Origin of the sequence: Bifidobacterium leontopitheci, from assembly GCF_009193355.1 — a bacterium.
Classification (GTDB): Bacteria; Actinomycetota; Actinomycetes; order Actinomycetales; family Bifidobacteriaceae; genus Bifidobacterium; species Bifidobacterium leontopitheci.
In genome coordinates this window covers 25,285-43,538 of the sequence record NZ_WBVT01000028.1, presented here as the reverse complement: position 1 = coordinate 43,538, position 18,254 = coordinate 25,285, and the positions used below count along the sequence as shown (strand labels likewise).

At 65.6% G+C, this 18,254-nt stretch carries 16 protein-coding genes, 1 tRNA gene and 1 pseudogene; 6 read left to right on the top strand and 12 right to left on the bottom strand.

Going from position 1 to position 18,254, the window contains the following annotated elements:
- Positions 1 to 145, bottom strand: a pseudogene (locus F7D09_RS08380) (carbohydrate ABC transporter permease); the annotation flags it as partial.
- 224 nt (positions 146 to 369) lie between these two features.
- Here F7D09_RS08380 and F7D09_RS08375 point away from each other — a divergent pair.
- Complete coding sequence (locus F7D09_RS08375; protein WP_152234933.1) at positions 370 to 1,383, top strand: LacI family DNA-binding transcriptional regulator; 1,014 nt, start codon at positions 370 to 372, stop codon at positions 1,381 to 1,383.
- 164 nt (positions 1,384 to 1,547) lie between these two features.
- On the opposite strand, the gene F7D09_RS08370 is transcribed toward F7D09_RS08375, so the two are convergent.
- From F7D09_RS08370 to orn, 4 genes are all read right to left on the bottom strand, one after another.
- Positions 1,548 to 2,018, bottom strand: a complete 471-nt coding sequence (locus F7D09_RS08370; RefSeq protein ID WP_152234932.1) for a hypothetical protein — start codon at positions 2,016 to 2,018, stop codon at positions 1,548 to 1,550.
- Between the two features lie 92 nt (positions 2,019 to 2,110).
- The gene (locus F7D09_RS08365; protein WP_152234931.1) at positions 2,111 to 3,553 is read right to left on the bottom strand and encodes a DEAD/DEAH box helicase; all 1,443 of its coding nucleotides are present in this window, start codon (positions 3,551 to 3,553) and stop codon (positions 2,111 to 2,113) included.
- 13 nt (positions 3,554 to 3,566) lie between these two features.
- Positions 3,567 to 4,484 (bottom strand): Cof-type HAD-IIB family hydrolase, encoded by a 918-nt coding sequence (locus tag F7D09_RS08360; RefSeq protein ID WP_152234930.1) that lies wholly within the window; start codon positions 4,482 to 4,484, stop codon positions 3,567 to 3,569.
- A gap of 96 nt (positions 4,485 to 4,580) precedes the next feature.
- On the bottom strand, positions 4,581 to 5,228 hold the full coding sequence (gene orn, locus F7D09_RS08355; protein ID WP_152234929.1) for an oligoribonuclease: 648 nt from the start codon (positions 5,226 to 5,228) through the stop codon (positions 4,581 to 4,583).
- Between the two features lie 252 nt (positions 5,229 to 5,480).
- On the opposite strand from orn, the gene F7D09_RS08350 reads away from it, so the two are divergent.
- The gene (locus F7D09_RS08350; protein WP_152234928.1) at positions 5,481 to 7,235 is read left to right on the top strand and encodes a glycoside hydrolase family 13 protein; all 1,755 of its coding nucleotides are present in this window, start codon (positions 5,481 to 5,483) and stop codon (positions 7,233 to 7,235) included.
- A gap of 292 nt (positions 7,236 to 7,527) precedes the next feature.
- Here F7D09_RS08350 and guaB read toward each other — a convergent pair whose 3' ends face one another.
- The 3 genes from guaB to F7D09_RS08335 form a co-directional block, all read right to left on the bottom strand.
- Positions 7,528 to 9,072, bottom strand: a complete 1,545-nt coding sequence (gene guaB, locus F7D09_RS08345) for an IMP dehydrogenase (protein WP_193312398.1) — start codon at positions 9,070 to 9,072, stop codon at positions 7,528 to 7,530.
- 137 nt (positions 9,073 to 9,209) lie between these two features.
- Positions 9,210 to 10,391 (bottom strand): MraY family glycosyltransferase, encoded by a 1,182-nt coding sequence (locus F7D09_RS08340; RefSeq protein ID WP_152234927.1) that lies wholly within the window; start codon positions 10,389 to 10,391, stop codon positions 9,210 to 9,212.
- Positions 10,388 to 11,035: an L-threonylcarbamoyladenylate synthase gene (locus F7D09_RS08335; protein WP_152234926.1), complete on the bottom strand. Its 648-nt coding sequence runs from the start codon at positions 11,033 to 11,035 to the stop codon at positions 10,388 to 10,390. The genes F7D09_RS08340 and F7D09_RS08335 overlap by 4 nt, the downstream gene beginning before the upstream one ends.
- A gap of 179 nt (positions 11,036 to 11,214) precedes the next feature.
- Here F7D09_RS08335 and F7D09_RS08330 point away from each other — a divergent pair, with 179 nt between their 5' ends.
- The gene (locus tag F7D09_RS08330; RefSeq protein ID WP_226836140.1) at positions 11,215 to 11,931 is read left to right on the top strand and encodes a sugar O-acetyltransferase; all 717 of its coding nucleotides are present in this window, start codon (positions 11,215 to 11,217) and stop codon (positions 11,929 to 11,931) included.
- Positions 11,932 to 12,116: 185 nt separating this feature from the next.
- On the opposite strand, the gene prmC is transcribed toward F7D09_RS08330, so the two are convergent.
- From prmC to rpmE, 3 genes are all read right to left on the bottom strand, one after another.
- A complete protein-coding gene (gene prmC, locus F7D09_RS08325) occupies positions 12,117 to 13,166 on the bottom strand; it encodes a peptide chain release factor N(5)-glutamine methyltransferase (protein WP_193312400.1) in 1,050 nt (349 codons plus the stop codon).
- A gap of 220 nt (positions 13,167 to 13,386) precedes the next feature.
- A complete protein-coding gene (gene prfA / locus F7D09_RS08320) occupies positions 13,387 to 14,475 on the bottom strand; it encodes a peptide chain release factor 1 (RefSeq protein WP_152234925.1) in 1,089 nt (362 codons plus the stop codon).
- Between the two features lie 189 nt (positions 14,476 to 14,664).
- The gene (gene rpmE / locus F7D09_RS08315; protein ID WP_152234924.1) at positions 14,665 to 14,877 is read right to left on the bottom strand and encodes a 50S ribosomal protein L31; all 213 of its coding nucleotides are present in this window, start codon (positions 14,875 to 14,877) and stop codon (positions 14,665 to 14,667) included.
- A 474-nt stretch (positions 14,878 to 15,351) separates the two neighbouring features.
- Here rpmE and F7D09_RS08310 point away from each other — a divergent pair, with 474 nt between their 5' ends.
- Positions 15,352 to 15,735 carry a glycerophosphodiester phosphodiesterase gene (locus F7D09_RS08310; RefSeq protein ID WP_152234939.1) on the top strand — a complete coding sequence of 128 codons (384 nt, stop codon included), beginning with the start codon at positions 15,352 to 15,354 and terminating at the stop codon, positions 15,733 to 15,735.
- Between the two features lie 62 nt (positions 15,736 to 15,797).
- On the opposite strand, the gene F7D09_RS08305 is transcribed toward F7D09_RS08310, so the two are convergent.
- Positions 15,798 to 15,871: transfer RNA gene (locus F7D09_RS08305), tRNA-Ile, on the bottom strand.
- A gap of 157 nt (positions 15,872 to 16,028) precedes the next feature.
- Here F7D09_RS08305 and F7D09_RS08300 point away from each other — a divergent pair.
- Positions 16,029 to 17,066 (top strand): GlxA family transcriptional regulator, encoded by a 1,038-nt coding sequence (locus F7D09_RS08300; RefSeq protein ID WP_152234923.1) that lies wholly within the window; start codon positions 16,029 to 16,031, stop codon positions 17,064 to 17,066.
- Between the two features lie 209 nt (positions 17,067 to 17,275).
- The gene (locus tag F7D09_RS08295) at positions 17,276 to 18,163 is read left to right on the top strand and encodes a GRP family sugar transporter (RefSeq protein WP_152234922.1); all 888 of its coding nucleotides are present in this window, start codon (positions 17,276 to 17,278) and stop codon (positions 18,161 to 18,163) included.
- The last annotated feature ends 91 nt before the right edge of the window (positions 18,164 to 18,254 follow it).

Here is an 18,254-nt window from a genome sequence, read left to right as displayed (position 1 = left end):
AGAACGAGATGTACACCGCATACACCAACGGGATGATGAACACGAACACGAACACCACCGCGAACGGCCACATGAACTTCCAACCACGCCAATCCGGCTTGTGCCTATTCACACGAGCCGACGGCGCTACTTCAGCTGCTGCCATAACCCTCTCCTTCGAAGGACTCGAAGTCGCTGCCGCATGGAACGTTCTGTGACGTTGTGTGCCGTTACGTTCGTTCCGTGCAACATTGTCTGGAAAAATGTTTGCGTTATCATAATAGCACCAATGTTGAGATTGTCCACTTCGCCGCCCGGCAAGTCGCAAGAAAAAATCGCCTATGATGGTAACCAAAACATAAGATTCCACGTCAAGACAAAGCAGTAACCATGGATCATTCACAACCAGCCTCCATGCAGGACGTCGCGCGCGCGGCCGGCGTGTCGCCGCAGACCGTCTCCCGCGTAGCCAACGGCAGCAACGCCGTGCGACCAGAAACCAGACAACGTGTCGAAGCGGCGATGGAGAAGCTCGGATACCGTCCCAACTATGCGGCGCGCGCGCTGAAGCACGGCCGGTTCAAGGACATCGGCGTCGTATTGTTCAGCATGCTCTCCTATGGTAACGCTCGCATTCTCGGCGGCATCGCGCAGGCGGCCAACGACAGCGGGTACGCCATCACCATGCAGTTCATCGGCCGCAACCACGAGCGCACGCTGGAGGCGGCGGTCGAACGCATGAAGCAACTGCCTGTCGACGGCGTGATCGTGGTCATGGAGGAGCATGTGCCCGACTTCGACACGTTCCAGCCGCCGAAGGAGCTGCCGGTGGTCATCATCAGCGAGGACCCGGCCAACCACTGCCCCACCATCGACTCCGACCAGTATGGCTGTTCGACGGCCATCGTCGACTACCTGCTGAGCAAGGGGCACAAGACCGTCTACCACATCGCCGGCCCTTCGTCGTCGCGAGCGGCGGAAAGCCGCGCACGCGGCTGGCATGACACTCTCGACCAGCTGGGGTTGCGCATCCCGCCCACCTATATGGGCGACTGGGACGCGGACAGCGGCTATCAGGCCGGGCTCGTGCTCGCGCACGACCCGGACTGCACCGCCATCTACGCGGCGAACGACCAGATGGCGTACGGCGCGATGCTCGGCCTGCAGGCCGGCGGACGCCGCGTGCCCGAGGACGTGAGCGTGATCGGCGTCGACGACTCGCTCGTCGGCACCGTGCCGAGGCTCGCACTGACCACGATGCGGATGCGGTTCAATGACGTGGGCAGTGAGGCGTTCTTCATGGCCAAGCGCATGTGTGAGGGGGCGAAGGTGCCGGCCGGCGTGAAGACCGTCATCCCCGCGGAGCTCGTGGAACGCGGCTCCGTGCGCGACATCAGCGTCTGACGCGGATCGCGGCATTACCCCGTTTTGTCACAGCGTGCACCTACCCGCTGTGACGAAAAACAACGAAAACAACGACAGTGGGGGCCGGTCCGACGACACGTCGGGCCGGCCCCCACTACGCTATAGCGACGCTATGCCTCACCTTACGCGAAGGGAGGCTCTGGTCACTTCTTGACGCTCGCGTTGACGGCGTCGACCGCCTTCTGCAGGCTGGCGGTGTGGTCCTTGTACCACGTGGTGTTGGACTCGATCTTGCTGATCTGCGTCTTGAACTCGTCGGCGGTCTCGACGTTGCAGGCGCCCAGCTCGGGGGTCTTGACGTCCAGCTCGTCCGCCAGCTTGGCGAGCGTGTCGGGGTCGTTCACCTGATCCTCCGTGTACGCGCTGGCGGCCGCGGCGTCGCCGTTCACCAGCGTGTTGTAGACGTTCTGCTGCATACGGCGCTGCTCGGACACCTCGGCGCAGCTGGCCTTGAGCGACTCCACGCTCTCGCCGCCGAGCGACCTCCATGCGATCACGCCGGCGATGACGGCCACGACGACCACCACCACGGCGATGACGATCGCCACGACCGGCTTCTTCTTCGACCCGTTCTTGTTAGCGACGTCCTTGCTGGCGCTGTTGTTCTGTGCCACTCTCAATCTCCTTTGTCTTGTGGACAACTCTGTATGGACAACATCGGCATACTTTACCAAGACGCCAGACAAAACATCATGGCCGCGACACGTCAGAACAGCGCGGCCTGCTCGAACCCACCGTCGCCCGCCGCACTCGCGACGCCGTCACCCGCAGAGCCGCCACCATCCCGGCGCCCCGGCCGGAACGCCGCGGCCCCGTCCGCGTCCAGCGTCGCCGACGCATCGTCGGACGCCCGTCGCAAATCACCGTCCAGCGACACAGCATCCGGCGACACCGCGAACATGCGGTTGTTCACTCCCGCCAGGTACAGTCCGTCGAGCCGCTCCACGCGCGACAGCGCCACATACCCCATGCCGGGCGCGAACGTGCGGCTCAGGTCCATGACCGCCCGGTCGAGCGTCATGCCCTGCGACTTATGGATCGTGATGCCCCACGCGCAGCGCAACGGCACCTGACTGACCGACGCGAGCACTGTGTCGCCGTCCATCATCTCCCATGAAGCCGGTTTCATGGTCACGATGTTGCCGTTCTCGAACTCGACGACCGGCCAGCCGCCCTTGCTGTCGGCGGCGAACGCGCGCACCGTGCCCAGCGAGCCATTCACATACTGGTGGTCGGCGTCGTTGCGCAGTGCCATCACCGCCGCGCCCTCCTTGAGCATGAGATGCTCGGGCGCCAGCATGTTGCGTTTCAGCCGTTCGACCAGCGTCGCCTCGCCGGCCTGTTCGGCGTGGAACCAGTGCGGATCGCCGGCGATGCGCTCCAGCCGCATGTCGTTGAGCCCGTCGGCCTGCCGGTTGACGGGGAACAGGTGGACCGCCACCTCGCCTTCGGCAGGCCGGACGCCGAGCCGCGTGACGAGGATGTCACGGTCGCCGTCGTCCACGCAGCCGTTGCGGATGTCGGTGAGCACGCCGAGCAGACGGCCGTCATCCTGACGATGCTGTTCGGTCAGGTAGCAGACCGCCGGATTAAGCTCACGCCACACCAGCGACTCGGTGACGAACCCCTCCGGGTTGAGCCCGGCGTCCGCATACCGTCGCCGCGAGTCGAGGAACTCCTGGCTTTTCGGCAGCACGTCACGGTTACGACCGGACACCGAAACCGGCGGCAGCTGGAAGAAGTCGCCGGACAGGACCACCTGCAGCCCGCCGAACGGGCGCGGGTCGCGGCGCACCGAACGGCACACCTGATCGACCATGTCGAACAGCCATGCGTGCATCATCGACACCTCGTCGATGATGAGCACGTCGGTCGCCTGGATGCGGCGGCGCCGGCGGGTCCTGATGGTCTTCAGCAGGTTCGTCGTCAGTACGTCGGCCAGGCCGATGCCGCTCCACGAGTGGATGGTCTGGCCGTTGACGTGCGTGGCGGCGATGCCGGTGGACGCGGTGACGGCGACGTCGGCACCGTCCGCACGCGCCTGACGGATGAACTCGTTCAGCGCATACGTCTTGCCCGCGCCCGGCGCACCTGTCAGGAACACGTTCGCGCCGGCGTTCAGGATCGCCAGGGCTTCGCTCTGTCTCATGTCGACCTGTCCGTTACCGCACGGTCTGTGCGGTCTGCTCGGTCTGCGTGGCCTGCGCGGCCTGCGAGCCGCCGATGCCGAGCAGCCGCCGCACGACCGTGAGGACGCCGTGCTCGGTGTTGGCCGGCGCGACGTAGTGCGCGGCCTGCTTGAGGTCGGGGTGGGCGTTGGCCATGGCGAACGACCATTCGCCGGCGTCGAACATCTCCAGGTCGTTGAGGTAGTCGCCGAACACGGCGGTCTGCGCGGGAGTCACGCCAAGGCTGCGCTGCAGGGCGACGACTCCCTGACGCTTGTTGGTCGCCGGATCCATGATGTCGACCCAGTGCGCACCGGAGACGACCACCGCCCACGTGCGGGCGATGTCGGAGAGCAGTTCGTCTGCCATCGGCTCGGCGGCGCCGAAGTCGAAGATGGCGAGCTTGAGCACGGTCTCCCCCGGCGTGCCGAGCACGTCATGCAGGTCGTCGACGATGCGCAACGCCTGATAGTACTTGCTGCACTCATCCACGAACGGCTTGTCGGCGCGCTGGATGTACGCGGTCTTGAGGCCGCAGACTACCAGGCCGATGTCGTGCCTGCCGGAGGCGACGGCCTGGTCTACCATGTCGATGACGTCACGGGTGAGGTCCCAGCCGACGCCGTGCACGTCGACGATGTCGCCGTCCGCCATGACCACGTTGCCGTTCTCGGCGACGAACGACGACACGCCTGCCGCCTGTTCGTGCGAGAACATGGTCTGCAGGGTGGCCAGCTGGCGGCCGGACGCGGGGACGAACTCGACGCCGCGCGCCTGCAGCTCGCCCAGCAACGGCCAGAAGCCGTCGGGGATGCGGCTGTCGCCGTCAAGCAGCGTGCCATCCATGTCGGCGACGATGAGTCGGATGTCGTGAGGGCCGGGGGTGATGGCCGTCCAGTCGACTGCGGTCATGAGGGGTCCTTTCTGTGGGGTCGGTCGGTCAGTTGCGTGCGGGCGCGGTCGGACGGCGGCGCGAACGTGGCGCTGCGCAACCGCCGCCCATGCAGGCTACTTGTTCAGGCTGGTGGCGACGATCTCGTCGCGGATGCGCGCGGCCTCGGCCGCGTCGGGGCCGGGGGCGGGCGCCATGACGGCCGCACGGTAGTAGCGCAGCTCGTCCAGCGATTCGATGATGTCGGCGAGCGCCCGGTGGCCGCCGTTCTTCGGCGGGCGGTTCTCGTACACGGCCGGATACCAGCGGCGGGCGAGCTCCTTGAACGTGCTCACGTCGATGCTGCGGTAGTGCAGGTGGCTCATGAGGTTCGGCATGTAGTGGTCGAGGAACTTCTTGTCGGATCCGATGGTGTTGCCGGCGAGCAGCGGGCGCACGCCGTCCGGGGTGAAGCGGGCCACGTACTCGGTGACCTTCCTCTCGGCCTCCTCGAGGCTCAGGCCGTGCTCCCACTCGTTGATGAGGCCGGAGCGGGTGTGCATCTGGCGGACGAAATCGTTCATGTGGGCGACGGCCTTGTCGGACGGCTTGATCACGTAGTCGACGCCCTCATCCAGCACGTTGAGGTCGAAGTCGGTGGGCACGACGGAGACTTCGACAAGCTCGTCGCCGCCGAAGATGTCGAGTCCGGTCATCTCGCAGTCGATCCAGATGAGGCGCGAGTCCTTCGCGCTGTAGGTTTCCGCATCATGGCTGTCTACCATGTGAAGCCGCCTTTCCTTCTGTTTTGGGAACGTTACAGACTATATCCGACCGGGGACGATGTTTCGCCGTTCACGATTTGGGTGCGCCCGCAAATCGTGAACGGCGAAACGCACGATATCGCACATGCGCATTCGGCCAAACCGCAGGATTCCAAGGTTCGGCGTGTTCGTTCGCACATCTCCGCGTTCACGATTTGCCGCCGCCTTCAAATCGTGAACGGCGATGGGCCGTCGCAGGCGCATAATGGGGGCATGACACAAGACAATCAGGCGGACTGGTGGCGGCAGGCGGTCGTCTATCAGGTCTATCCGCGCAGTTTCAAGGACACGACAGGCTCTGGGATCGGCGACCTCAACGGTGTGACAGAGAAGATCGGCTATCTCAAACGGCTCGGCGTGGACGCGATCTGGCTGTCGCCGTTCTACCCGAGCGAGCTGGCTGACGGCGGCTATGATGTGGCCGACTACCGCAATGTGGACCCGCGGCTCGGCGACATGGATGATTTCGACCGGCTGGCGGCCACGGCGCATGAGGCGGGCATCAAGATCGTCGCGGACATCGTGCCGAACCACAGCTCCCACCTGCACCCGTGGTTCCGGGAGGCGCTCAAGGCGGCGCCCGGCTCGCCGGAGCGGGACCGCTACGTCTTCCGTGACGGCAAGGGACCGAACGGCGACGAGCCGCCCACCAAGTGGGTGAACCATTTCGGCGGCCCGGCGTGGACGCGCGTCGAGGACGGGCAATGGTACCTGCACATGTTCACCAAGGAGCAGCCGGACTTCAACTGGAAGAACCGCGAGGTGCGCGACGATTTCCTCAGGACCCTGCGCTTCTGGTGCGACCATGGCGTCGACGGGTTCCGCATCGACGTGGCGCACGCCCTCGCCAAGGACCTCGACCGTGACGACCTGGACGACTACGGCGTGATGAGCACGAACGACATGCCCGCCGACGGCTCGCATCCGGTGCTCGACCGCAACGAGGTGCATGACATCTACCATGAGTGGCGCCGCGAGGTGTTCAACCGGTACGATCCGCCGCGCTTCGCCGTAGCCGAGGCGTGGGTGCGCCCCGAGCGGCAGTACCTGTACGCTTCGCCGGACGACTTGGGGCAGATCTTCAACTTCGAGTTCGCCAAAGCCGACTGGACGTTCGAGGCCATGCATGCGGCAATCGCGGAAGGTCTGGCGTGCGCGCGGCGCAGCGGCTCGACCTCCACGTGGGTGATGAGCAACCATGATGTGCCTCGCCATGCGAGCCGGTATGCGCTGCCGCAGGTGCCGACGGACGAATACCATCAGATCGCAGCCGACTGGGCGTTGCGCATGGGTCGCACGTACCGTGAGGACCGTGCGCTGGGCGCGCGGCGGGCGCGCGCGGCGCTCATGCTGGAGATGGCGCTGCCCGGTTCGGCGTACGTGTATCAGGGCGAGGAGCTGGGCCTGTTCGAGGTGCCCGACATCCCGTGGGACCGGCTTGAGGACCCGTGGCCGTTGCGCAGCGACCGTGACCGTTCGACCAAGGGCCGTGACGGCTGCCGCGTGCCGTTGCCGTGGACCGCGGCCGACGCGCCGCGACTCGACGCGCCCGGTGCCCGCTTCGGCCATGGCGGCTCGTTCGGCTTCTCGCCGGCCGGGGCGGCGCACGAGCCGCACCTGCCGCAGCCTGACTGGTTCGCCGGCTTCGCGGTCGATGTGGAGGATGCCGACGACGGCTCGATGCTGAATTTCTACCGTCGCGTGCTCGCGTTGCGTCATGAGCTGCAGACGGCGGATACCAGCTGCGCGTGGCTGGCCGAGGACCGGCCCAGCGGTGCGCGCGACGGCGCCGACGGGCAACCGGGCGGCGTGATCGCCTACCGGCGCGCCAACGGATGGGCGAACATCACGAACTTCGGGGCGACGCCGGCCGTGCTGCCGGACGGCGACGTGGCGCTGACGTCCGGCCCGCTGACGGACGACGGCCGGCTGCCGCAGGACACGTCCGCGTGGCTGCGGCTGGAGTAGGGTGGCAATCGGATTACATAATGATAATCGGGCCTTCCGCCGCTGTGGCGGGAGACCCGATTGATGTGATAGGTGCCACGACCCTGCCGGGCGCACCCTGACCGGGTGAACGCTCCCCCAGTCAGCTTCGCTGACAGCGTCCTGCAATTAAGGACGGTCTACGGCCGACTCAATGCTGGCTCGCTGTCGCTCGCACCTCGCCTACAAACAGCTCCGCTGTTTGCTTGACGGCTCGGCCCTCCACCGAGGGGGCCAAGGGAAGCGGGTCGGTCCGGCAGTGTGCCGGAGGCTATCAGTTGTGGAAGCCGGTGTAGTTCGGGGCTTCGGTGGTCATGACGATGTCGTGCGGGTGGGATTCGCGCAGACCGGCGTCGGTGATGCGGATGAAGCGGCCCTTCTCCTGCAGCTCGGCGATGTTGTGCGCTCCCACGTAGAACATGGACTGGTGCAGGCCGCCGATGAGCTGGTAGAGCACGGCGTTGAGCGGTCCGCGGTACGGGACCTCGCCTTCGACGCCTTCCGGCACGACCTTGTCGTTGCTGGTGACGTCGGCCTGGAAGTAGCGGTCCTTGGAGTAGGACTTCTTGCCGCGCGGGGCCATGGCGCCCAGCGAGCCCATGCCGCGGTACAGCTTGTACTGCTTGCCGTGCAGGAGCACTTTCTCGCCCGGGGCCTCCTCGCAGCCGGCGAGCGTGCCGCCGAGCATCACGGAGTTCGCGCCGGCGACGAGCGCCTTGGCGATGTCGCCGGAGTAGTGGATGCCACCGTCGGCGATGCACGGCACGCCGGCGGCCTTGCAGGCCTGGGCGGCGTCGTACACGGCGGTCAGCTGCGGCACGCCGACGCCGGCGACCACGCGGGTGGTGCAGATGGAGCCGGGGCCGACGCCGATCTTGACGGCGTCGACGCCCGCGTCGATCATGGCCTGGGCACCGGAGCGGGTGGCGATGTTGCCGCCGATGACCTGCACGTCGCGGAACGCGGGGTCGGACTTGATGCGGCGGATCATGTCGAGCGCCAGACGGGCCTCGCCGTTGGCGGTGTCGACGACGAGCACGTCGACGCCGGCCTCCATCAGGGCGGAGGCGCGCTGCCAGGCGTCACCGAGGAAGCCGATGCCGGCGGCGACGCGCAGACGGCCCTGGCCGTCCTTGGTGGCGTCCGGGTACTGCTCGGTCTTGACGAAGTCCTTGACGGTGATCAGGCCGGCGAGCTTGCCGTTGTCGTCGATGAGCGGGAGCTTCTCGACCTTGTGCTGGGCGAGCAGGCGGTGGGCGTCCTCCTTGGAGATGTTCGCCGGACCGGTGATGAGGTTCTCCTTGGTCATCACGTCGCGCACCTTGAGGTGGTCGTAGTCCTCGGAGGGGATGAAACGCATGTCGCGGTTGGTGATGATGCCGACGAGCTTGTTGTCCTTGTCGACGACCGGCAGGCCGGAGATGTGGAACTTGCCGCACAGCTTGTCGAGGTCGGCGAGGGTCACGTCGGGGCTGACGGTCAGCGGGTCGGTGATCATGCCGGATTCGGAACGCTTGACGACATCGACCTGGGCGGCCTGGTCGTCGATGGACAGATTGCGATGCAGTACGCCGATGCCACCGTTGCGGGCCATGGCGATGGCCATCTCGGATTCGGTGACGGTATCCATGGCCGCGGAGATTGCCGGGACCTTCATGGTGATCTCACGGGTCAGGTGCGTGGTCGTGTCGACTTCGGAAGGAATGACGTCCGTCTCGTTCGGCAGCAGCAGCACATCGTCATAGGCGAGGCCCAGTTTGGCGAAGATCGGAGGGACGGGGGCATAGGATTGCATATTCACATCAGAATTTGTAGCCATGTATCCACTATATGAGCGCAAGGCGACGAACACGACACGACACGGTTATGAGACGGTGCACTGAGGTCAGGGAACGGCCCTGATCGGCGGTCTGCAGGCCGCACGAACGGCCGGGCGCAGACCGCCTGAGGCTTCCTTCAGGCCGCCTTGCCGCTGCCCTGGCTCATTTCGTCGGACGCGTGGCGCGCCTTGCGCCGGGCCGCCTCGTACGTGCGGTCCTCTTCGGCGATCTCGGGCAGCCGCTGCTTGAGGTAAGGGTACATCGTCGCCACGGTGAGCACGACGACGGCGACGGAGAACGCGATCGCCACATGGTCGGCGCGGAAGAACAGGATCATGATCGAACCGAACGCGATGAGCGCCGCCCAGCCCCACAGGATCAGCACCGCACCCTGCACGGTGTGGCCGATGCGCAGCATGCGGTGGTGCAGGTGCATGCGGTCGGGGTGCATCGGCGACTGGCCGTGGCTGAGGCGCCGCACGATCGCCAGACACATGTCCAGTACCGGCAGGAATAGCACGAGGATCGGCAGCAGGATCGGCATGAACACCGGCAGGTAGACGCTCGTGTGGATCGAAGCCGGGTCGAGTCGGCCTGTCATCACGATGGACGCGCAGGTGATGAGATAGCCGAGCAGCATGGAGCCGGAGTCGCCCATGAACAGTTTGGCGGGATGCCAGTTGTGCAGGATGAAGCCGACGCAGATGCCGACCATCGCCACGTCGATCAGCGTCGCCATCGAGGCGTAGGACGGCGAGTTGCGGGCGATGATGTACGAGTAGACGGCGAAGGCGATGCCGCCGATCGCCACGATGCCGGAGGCGAGGCCGTCGAGGCCGTCGACGAAGTTGACCGCGTTGATCGAGGCGACGATCAGGATGGCGGTGATGCTGATCGAAATGCCGGGGCTCGCCGTGACCAGCGACCCCAACGGCAGCGAGATGATCTGCAGGCCACCCCACGCCACGAACACGGAGATGAGCAGCTGCCCCGCCATCTTGAGCATCCAGTCGAGGTCCCACAGGTCGTCGGCCATGCCGAGCAGGCAGATCATGGCGGCGCCGGCGAGGATCACCCACTCCTGGTTGTTGTTGGCGAACAGACCGGTGGTGAAGGAGATGCGGCTGGCGTAGATCATGGCGAACGTGAAGCCGATGAGCATGCCCAGGCCGCCCATGCGCGGCGTCGGGATGGTGTGCACGTCGCGGGCGCGCACCTTGCCGACGGCGCCGATGTGGATGGCCATGTGACGGATCAGCGGCGTGACCAGCCAGGTCACGCCTCCGGCGATGGCGGCGATCAGCAGATAGACCCTCATGCGCCCAGACCTCCGCCGTTGACGTGCAGCGCCGCGCGGATGGCGGACTGCGGGATGATGCCTTCGCGAAGGATCCTGATGCCGTCGCGCTCATGCGGGTCGGCGGCGACGACGGTGCTGGCCACATGGCCTTGCGTGGCGCCGCCGTCCAAGTACAGCTGCACGTCGTCGCCGAACGCCCCCACGGCCTCCTCGACGGTCTGCGCGCTTGTGTCGCCGGAACGGTTCGCGCTGGATGCGGCAAGCGGGCCGAGCGCGCGCAGCACGCGCAGGGTGAGCGCGGAGTTGGGCACGCGGATGCCCTGCGTGCCGTCCGCGGCGATGGTGCGCAGCGTGCAGTCCTCGCGGGCGATGGTGATCGGCGAGAACGCGCCGGGCAGGAACCTGGCGGCCAGCCGGTTGAGCGGCGCGGGCAGGTCGAGCCCGAGCTGGTCGAGCTGGTCGACGGAGGCGAGCAGCACCTGCAGCGACTTGAACCGCGGGCGGCGCTTGACCTGGTAGATGCGGTCGATGGCCTCACGGTTGCGCGGGTCGCAGGCCACGCCGTAGACCGTGTCCGTGGGGATGACGACCAGACCGCCGCCCCGGATTATCGACGCCGCCTCGGCGAGGGAATCCTCGTCAACCTTGCGCACCGCACTCATCAGATTCAAGACCTCCCGAAAATCATCTATAACCACACCATTGCACCATTGCGGCGCGACACGCCGGACCGCCGCCGCATGCGCCGCAGCCGCACCGTTCGCAAGGCCGGCAACGTCGCGGCACGGCCGTACCGCAGCGGCGGCGTGTCATATCGACCGCCCGCGGCAAGATGGCACTCATGAACGATGCCATGCCGAATGCCGTGAACCATACGCTTGACGCCGCCGCCGATGCGGCCGCTTCCGCCGTGCCGCCGGTCGAGCTGCGCCGGCCCCGCGCCAGCGAACGCGAGGAGATGCTGGCCGGCCGTCTCTATGACGTCTCCGACCCCGAGCTGGTGGCGTTGCGCGATCGCGCCGCCGACCTGTGCACGCGGTTCAACGCGCTCCCCCGCGGCGCCCGGGAGGAGCGCCGGGCGGTGCTTGACGAGCTGCTGCCGCACCATGGCGAGGATCTGGACGTCATGGGACCGGTGTTCTTCGACTACGGCTGCCATACGACGATCGGCGACCGCGTGTTCGCGAACTTCAACTTCACCGTGCTCGACTGCGCTCCGGTGACGATCGGCGACGACGTGCTGTTCGGGCCGAACGTCTCGCTGCTGCCGCCGATGCATCCGATCCGCTGGCAGGACCGCAACGTGCGGCGTCGCGCGGACGGCTCGACGTACGACTATGAGTATGGCCGGCCGATCTCGATTGGCTCGAACTGCTGGTTCGGCGGCAATGTGACGGTGCTCGGCGGCGTGACGATCGGCGACGGCTGCGTGATCGGCGCGGGCGCTGTGGTGGTCGGGGACATCCCCGCGAATTCGGTGGCCGTGGGCAATCCGGCGAGGGTGGTGCGCACGATCAGCGACGCGGACGCCAGCGTCTATCAGGCGTACGCGCAGTAGCACAGGTCTCTGCGGCGAGGGAACCTCGCACGTCACGTTTGTAAGATGCACATTGTGCAGCTTGCGGCAATGATGTGAAGCATGAGTGAAGAAACGGGCTGGATTGTGTACCTTGAGGCGCACAATCCAGCCTGCTGTTTCCGTAAGATGCACTATGTGCAGTTTGCGGAAACGGGACCGACAGTTCAGGCCTTGACGGCGAAGAGGTAGCGGGGGCGTCCGGTCCAGTCGTTCTCGGTGCGTGCCTGGTCGAACCCGTTGGCCTGCGCGAAGGCGACGAGGCGGTCGCCTTGCGAGATGTCATGCTCCATGACGAGCGCGCCGCCCGAGCGCAGCAGCCGGGCCGCGCGTTCGATGATGCGTTCGGGGATGAGCGCGCCGTCCAGGGAGCCGCCATACAGGGCCATGTCCGGGTCGTGGTCGCGCACTTCTGGCTGTTCGGGAATCTGGGCGAGCGGCACGTACGGCGGATTCGTGATCACGATGTCGATCGTGCCGTCCAGTTGCGGGAGGGTGAACGGGCTGGTCGCGTCCGCCTGCTCAAGGTGATAGTTGTAGCCGGCGGAAGGATCGCGCTTGGCGACCGTTTCGCGGTTGCGTTCGGTCCACCGGTATGCCTCGGGGGACAGTTCGACCGCCCACACTTCGGCGCCGCGCACTTCGGTGACGACGGACAGTCCGATCGCGCCCGACCCTGCGCACAGGTCGACCACGCGCGGCGCGTACAGGCGGTTCTGCGTGATCCAGTCGAGTCCGGCCTGCACGACCGTTTCGGTTTCCGGCCGTGGGATGAAGACGCCGGGTCCGACGGCCAGGTCGAGGTAGCGGAACGGGGCATGACCGACAATGTACTGCAATGGCTCGCGCGCCGCACGACGGGAGACCATGGAGTGGAAGCGGTCAAGAGGGGTGGCGGCGGACTGGCGGGAATCGCCGGCTTCGCCGGGACCACCCCCAGTCGGCTCACGCTGACAGCCCCCGTCAGCGGGGGCGGGAGAGGAAGGGTCGCTCACGCCGCCGGTGGGGGCGGGAGCGGAGGGGACGACGACAGCGGGGGCGGGAGCGGAGGGCGTCAGCGCGGTCAGGTCGTCGCCCATGAGGAGGGCCTTGTCGATGTCGTGCAGCTCGCAGCCGACCGCTTCGGCCAAGAGCATTTTGGCGTCATGCTCCGGCGTATCCACGCCCGCCTCGCGCAACCGTCCCGCCGCGTCACGAATCATCTCCTCCAGGGACATACCCATCCTCCCCTTTTTTTCAAATCACTTGCGGCCCAAACAAACGCAAACGTAACAGAGCCACCCAACGAGGGCTGGGCTGGGGCATACGATGCTCGACCGTATGCTTGGCCGAGCGGCCTTGAGCGTGTCGAGCATCGTATGCCCCAGCCCAGCCCGGTCAAAAAGCCAGCCCCGGTCACGCTCGAATATCGCACGCCCAGCCAGCCCCGGCCGCACGCTACTTCTGGTTCGCCAGACGCTCCGCCTCGTCGGCCTGGATGTCCGAGTCGATGACCGCCTGCAGGTCGCCGTCGAGCACCGCGTCGAGGTTGTACGCCTTGTAGTTGGTGCGGTGGTCGACGATGCGGTTCTCCGGGAAGTTGTACGTGCGGATGCGCTCGGAACGGTCGAGCGAGCGCACCTGCGAGTGGCGCATGTCGGCGGCTTCGGCGGCCTCCTGCTCGTGCTTCATGGCGAGCAGTCGGGATTTGAGGACGCGCAGCGCGGCGGCGCGGTTCTGGATCTGCGATTTCTCGTCCTGCATGCTCACGACGATGCCGGTGGGGATGTGCGTCATGCGCACGGCGGAGTACGTGGTGTTCACGGACTGGCCGCCGGGGCCGGAGCTCATGAAGATGTCGATCTTGAGGTCTTTCGGATCGATTTCGATCTCGTCGTCGTCCTCGTCGGCTTCGGGGAAGACGATGACGCCGGCCGCGGAGGTCTGGATGCGGCCCTGCGATTCGGTGACGGGGATGCGCTGCACGCGGTGCACGCCGCCTTCGTACTTGAGGGAGGCCCACACGCCATCCTCGGGGGCGGGCGTGCCTTTGGCGCGGATGGCCATCTGCACGTCCTTGACACCGCCGAGCTCGGTGGTGTTCTCGGACTGGACGGTGACGGTCCAGCCGCGTTTTTCGGCGTAGCGCGTGTACATGCGCATGAGGTCGCCGGCGAACAGCGCGGCTTCTTCGCCGCCGGTGCCGGCCTTGATCTCCATGATGGTGTCGCGAGCGTCGTCGGGGTCGCGCGGGATGAGCGCGGTGCGCAGCTTGTCTTCGGCTGCCGGCAGTTCGGCTTCGAGACGCTTGGCTTCGTCGGCGAATTCCGGGTCTTCGCCGGCCATCTCACGTGCGGCTTCAAGGTCGTCGCGCACGGAAAGGTAGGTCTTGTAGGCGGCGACGATGGAGCCGAGTTCGGCGTGGCGTCGGCCGAGCTTGCGCATCTTGTCGGGGTTGGTCACCACCTCGGGGCTGGCCATCTGCTCTTCGATGGACCGGTATTCCTCCAATGCGGTCGCCGCCGCAGGGAACTGCTCGTCTGTCATGGTCATTCCTTGTCTGACGCCGGCGTCGGGCCGGCCCTGATATCGGCACGACCGTCAGGTGGAGGCCGTGTGCAATCGTCACGTGGACGTTGTTGTATGGGAAAGCGATTTGGGTATCAAAAAACGCCAGCCCGCTTGCGGCCCGGGCACGCCGAAGCGCGCCGGACCATGCGGACTGGCGTCGATACGCTACTTGGCCTTCTTGCCGTAGCGGCGCTCGAAGCGAGCGACGCGGCCACCGGTGTCCAGAATCTTCTGCTTGCCGGTGTAGAAGGGGTGGCACTTCGAGCACACGTCGACCGTCATGTGGTCGCCCTTGTAGGTGGAACGGGTGACGAAGGTGTTGCCGCACGAGCACAGAACCTCGACGGCATGGTATTCAGGATGAATGCCCTGCTTCATGGTGTCTCCTAAGGAATCCAGGTGACCCGGGTCGCCTTGCCCCTATGGCAGGCGTGAACCGGAACCTTCGGAAGTATACGCCGTGGTGTGGATTATCATATACCGCCACATGCAGGCACGTTCGCTTGACTGTCGAATCGAACATAACTGCACATACCGTGCCGCGAACGAATCATGAGCCGCACATGGCGACAACGATGCGCACACGACCTCCCAATACGATGACAAGTAGGTGAACAGCTATATAAATCAACGGTTATATCAATACAAGAAACAACGACGCTGCTATCGTTGGAGCCACAAGGATATCCGAGGACACCATCACACAATCCTATTGGATGTGTTCCATCACAACAGAAGACCATCCAATATCAAACATTCAGGATGTGCGTTTCGACTATCAGTACAGCGAAAGGAAGCCATCATGGCAACTGAAGACAGCAAGGATGAGAGGTCATCACCGTGAACTTCGACATGTTCGACAAGAGCGCCGACGAGAAGACCGCCGAGGCCAACAAGGTCGCCAGGTCGTTCGGCATCAGCGACGAGGCGATCGCCGAGGTCGAGGACTTCAAGGCGAAGCTCACCCGGTACAACGCGTGGGATCTGCCGTTCATGGGCTACGTGAACGATGACGGCTACGGCTACGCCTACGTGCCGGACGCGGCCATCGTCCGCGAGCCCTACTGGGATGCGCACAAGGCGTTCCTCGCGCTGCCCGAGGACGTGCAGACCGCGTTCGCGATCCGCATGCTCTTCACCCACCGTCCTGTCGACCGCTACGGCGCGAGCATGTTCCTGCACTACCAGCGCGGCTTCAGGGTCAACTTTGTGGGCACCGGCGCGAACAAGTACTGACATCAAGCCGGCGAATACGCTAATCCCCTTGAAAACAGCGGTTTTCAAGGGGATTTTCCATGTGGGGCCGCTGGGGCTTGAACCCAGGACCGGCGGATTATGAGTCCGATGCTCTAACCGACTGAGCTACAGCCCCACGTCGGCGCGAAGGCCAACCTGAACAGTCTAGCACACGGACCGCGACGACGGCCGGCCGCCGCCGCGCGCACCGCCGCAGGGCCTCCGAGACCGGCCGCGCGGATACAATGGTCGCGTATCCGGCATGTCATCCACCATGGCAGGAGGTTGGCCTGATGAGAATCGCGGTGCTGCTGCCCGGCACGATGTGGGCGTTCGACGTCATCTCCATCATCCAGATCTTCGATGACGACTCCGTGGAACGTGGCGGGCAGAGCCGCCCGACCATCGATTTCATAGCCGCCACTGCCTCGCAACCGCTTGACCATGGCCTCGCCATCGCCGCCACTCCCCTTGCCGACTACCATGAGTCGCCCGACCTGATCATCATCCCCGGATTCGCCAACCCCAAGGACATCGCCCACGACCGGCGTCACGGCGACGACAAGGCCGCCCTGTTCACCGACGATCCCGCGGACGCGCTGGCGATCCGCGACTGGCTGATCGAACGGCATCATGCGGGTGCTGAAATAGCCGCCATGTGCACCGGCGTGTTCGCGCTCGCGTGGACCGGATTGCTCGACGGCGTGGACTGCACCACCCATCTGCCGTTCGTCGACGATCTGGCCCTGCAGTTCCCCAAGGCGGTGGTCATGCGCGATCGTCTGCTCACCCATGACGTACGGCGGCGCATATGGACGTCGGCGGGCGGCAGCATCTGCCTCGACCTGTGCCTGGCGCTCATGGCCGAGCATGAGGGGCAGTCGCTGGCCAGCGCGGAGGCCGACGTGCTGATGATGCGCTACCCGCATTCGACCGACAGCCGCCGCCCCCGCGAGCGCCAGACGGCATCCGCCGTCAGGTCGTCATCGCAGCAGCGCGACGATATCATCGCGCTCACCTGCCGTGTCAGGGAGCATCTCAGTCACGACTGGACGCTTGACGCGCTCGCCAGGACCGTGCACATGTCGCCGCGCTCGTTCCAGCGGCGGTTCGTCGACGTCATCGGCATGCCACCGAGCAGCTGGCTGCTGACGGAGCGGCTGAACGCGGCGAAGGAGCTGCTGGAGCTGACCGACCTGCCGGTCCATCAGGTCGCCATGCGTGCGGGGTTGCGCAACGCCGACCTGCTGCGCAAGCATTTCACCGCCGCGTTCGGCGTCAGTCCGAGCCGGTACCGCAGGCGATTCCAGGAGCCTGCCCTGCCGCGGTAGCGCAGCCGCCGACCGTGGCCGCCGCACACGACGCCCGCCGCGCCAAGCCGCAACACACTGTCGTGATTTTCCCGAAAGTTGGCGTAAACCCACCGGCTGCGGCGTGACGCCGGCTGCCGGGCCTTTCCTACACTGAGACAGTGAACAATGTTGTTGCGCTCCCGTGAGGACACGGCAGTCCGGGCGGGAGCGGAAGGAAAGGATATGACATGTGGTCCATCCTCCTGGCCTTGGTCCCCGCGTTCGGCTGGGGCTTTCAGGGCGTCGTCATGCAGAAGGTCGGCGGCACGACCGCCAACAAGCAGATGGGCATGGTGCTCACCACGCTGCTGTTCGGCATCGTGGTGCTGATCTTCCATCCGATCAGCTGGTCGTGGACGCTCATCGCCGCGGCGGCCGTCAACGGCATCCCGTGGAGCATCGCGCAGATCCTGCAGATCAGGTCGTTCGACTATCTGGGCGTGGCCCGCGCGATGCCGCTGTCCACCGGCATGCAGCTCGTGTTCACCACGCTGCTGGGCGCGCTGTTCTTCCATGAGTGGACGCACGGATGGCAGTTCGGATTCGGCATCACCGCGCTCGTCGTGATCATCGTCGGCGTCGCCTGCACCGCGTTCCAGGAGAAAAGCGAGGACAAGGGGCCGTCGAACCTCAAGCTCGGCCTGCTCATCACGCTCATCTCGTCGCTGCTGTACACCAGCTACGCGGCGGCCGGCAAGTTCTTCTCCGTCTCCAGCTGGGACATGCTGTTCCCGCAGGCCGTGTTCATGATGCTCGGCACGACGGTCATCGCCTTCGTCATGAGCGGCAAGGACGCCGGCGACAAGGAGATCGGCGTGTTCGGCCGCAAGAGCTGGCTGAACATGTCGACGGGCGCCTTGTTCGCCACCGCGAACCTGACCGTGCAGCTGTCCAACGAGATCAACGGCCTTGCGGTCGGCTGGACGCTGTCGCAGATGAACGTGATCGTCGCCACGCTCGGCGGGCTCTTCCTGCTCAAGGAGAAGAAGACCCGCAAGGAGATGGCGTTCGTGATCGTCGGCATGGTGCTCATCGCCATCGGCGGCATCCTCATCGGCATCACCAAGAACGGCTGACGGCCGTCAGCCAGCGGTCACCGTCAACCATCAGTCATCGCCAACCATAAGTCATCGTCATTCATCGTCAACCATCATCAATCAAAGGAGA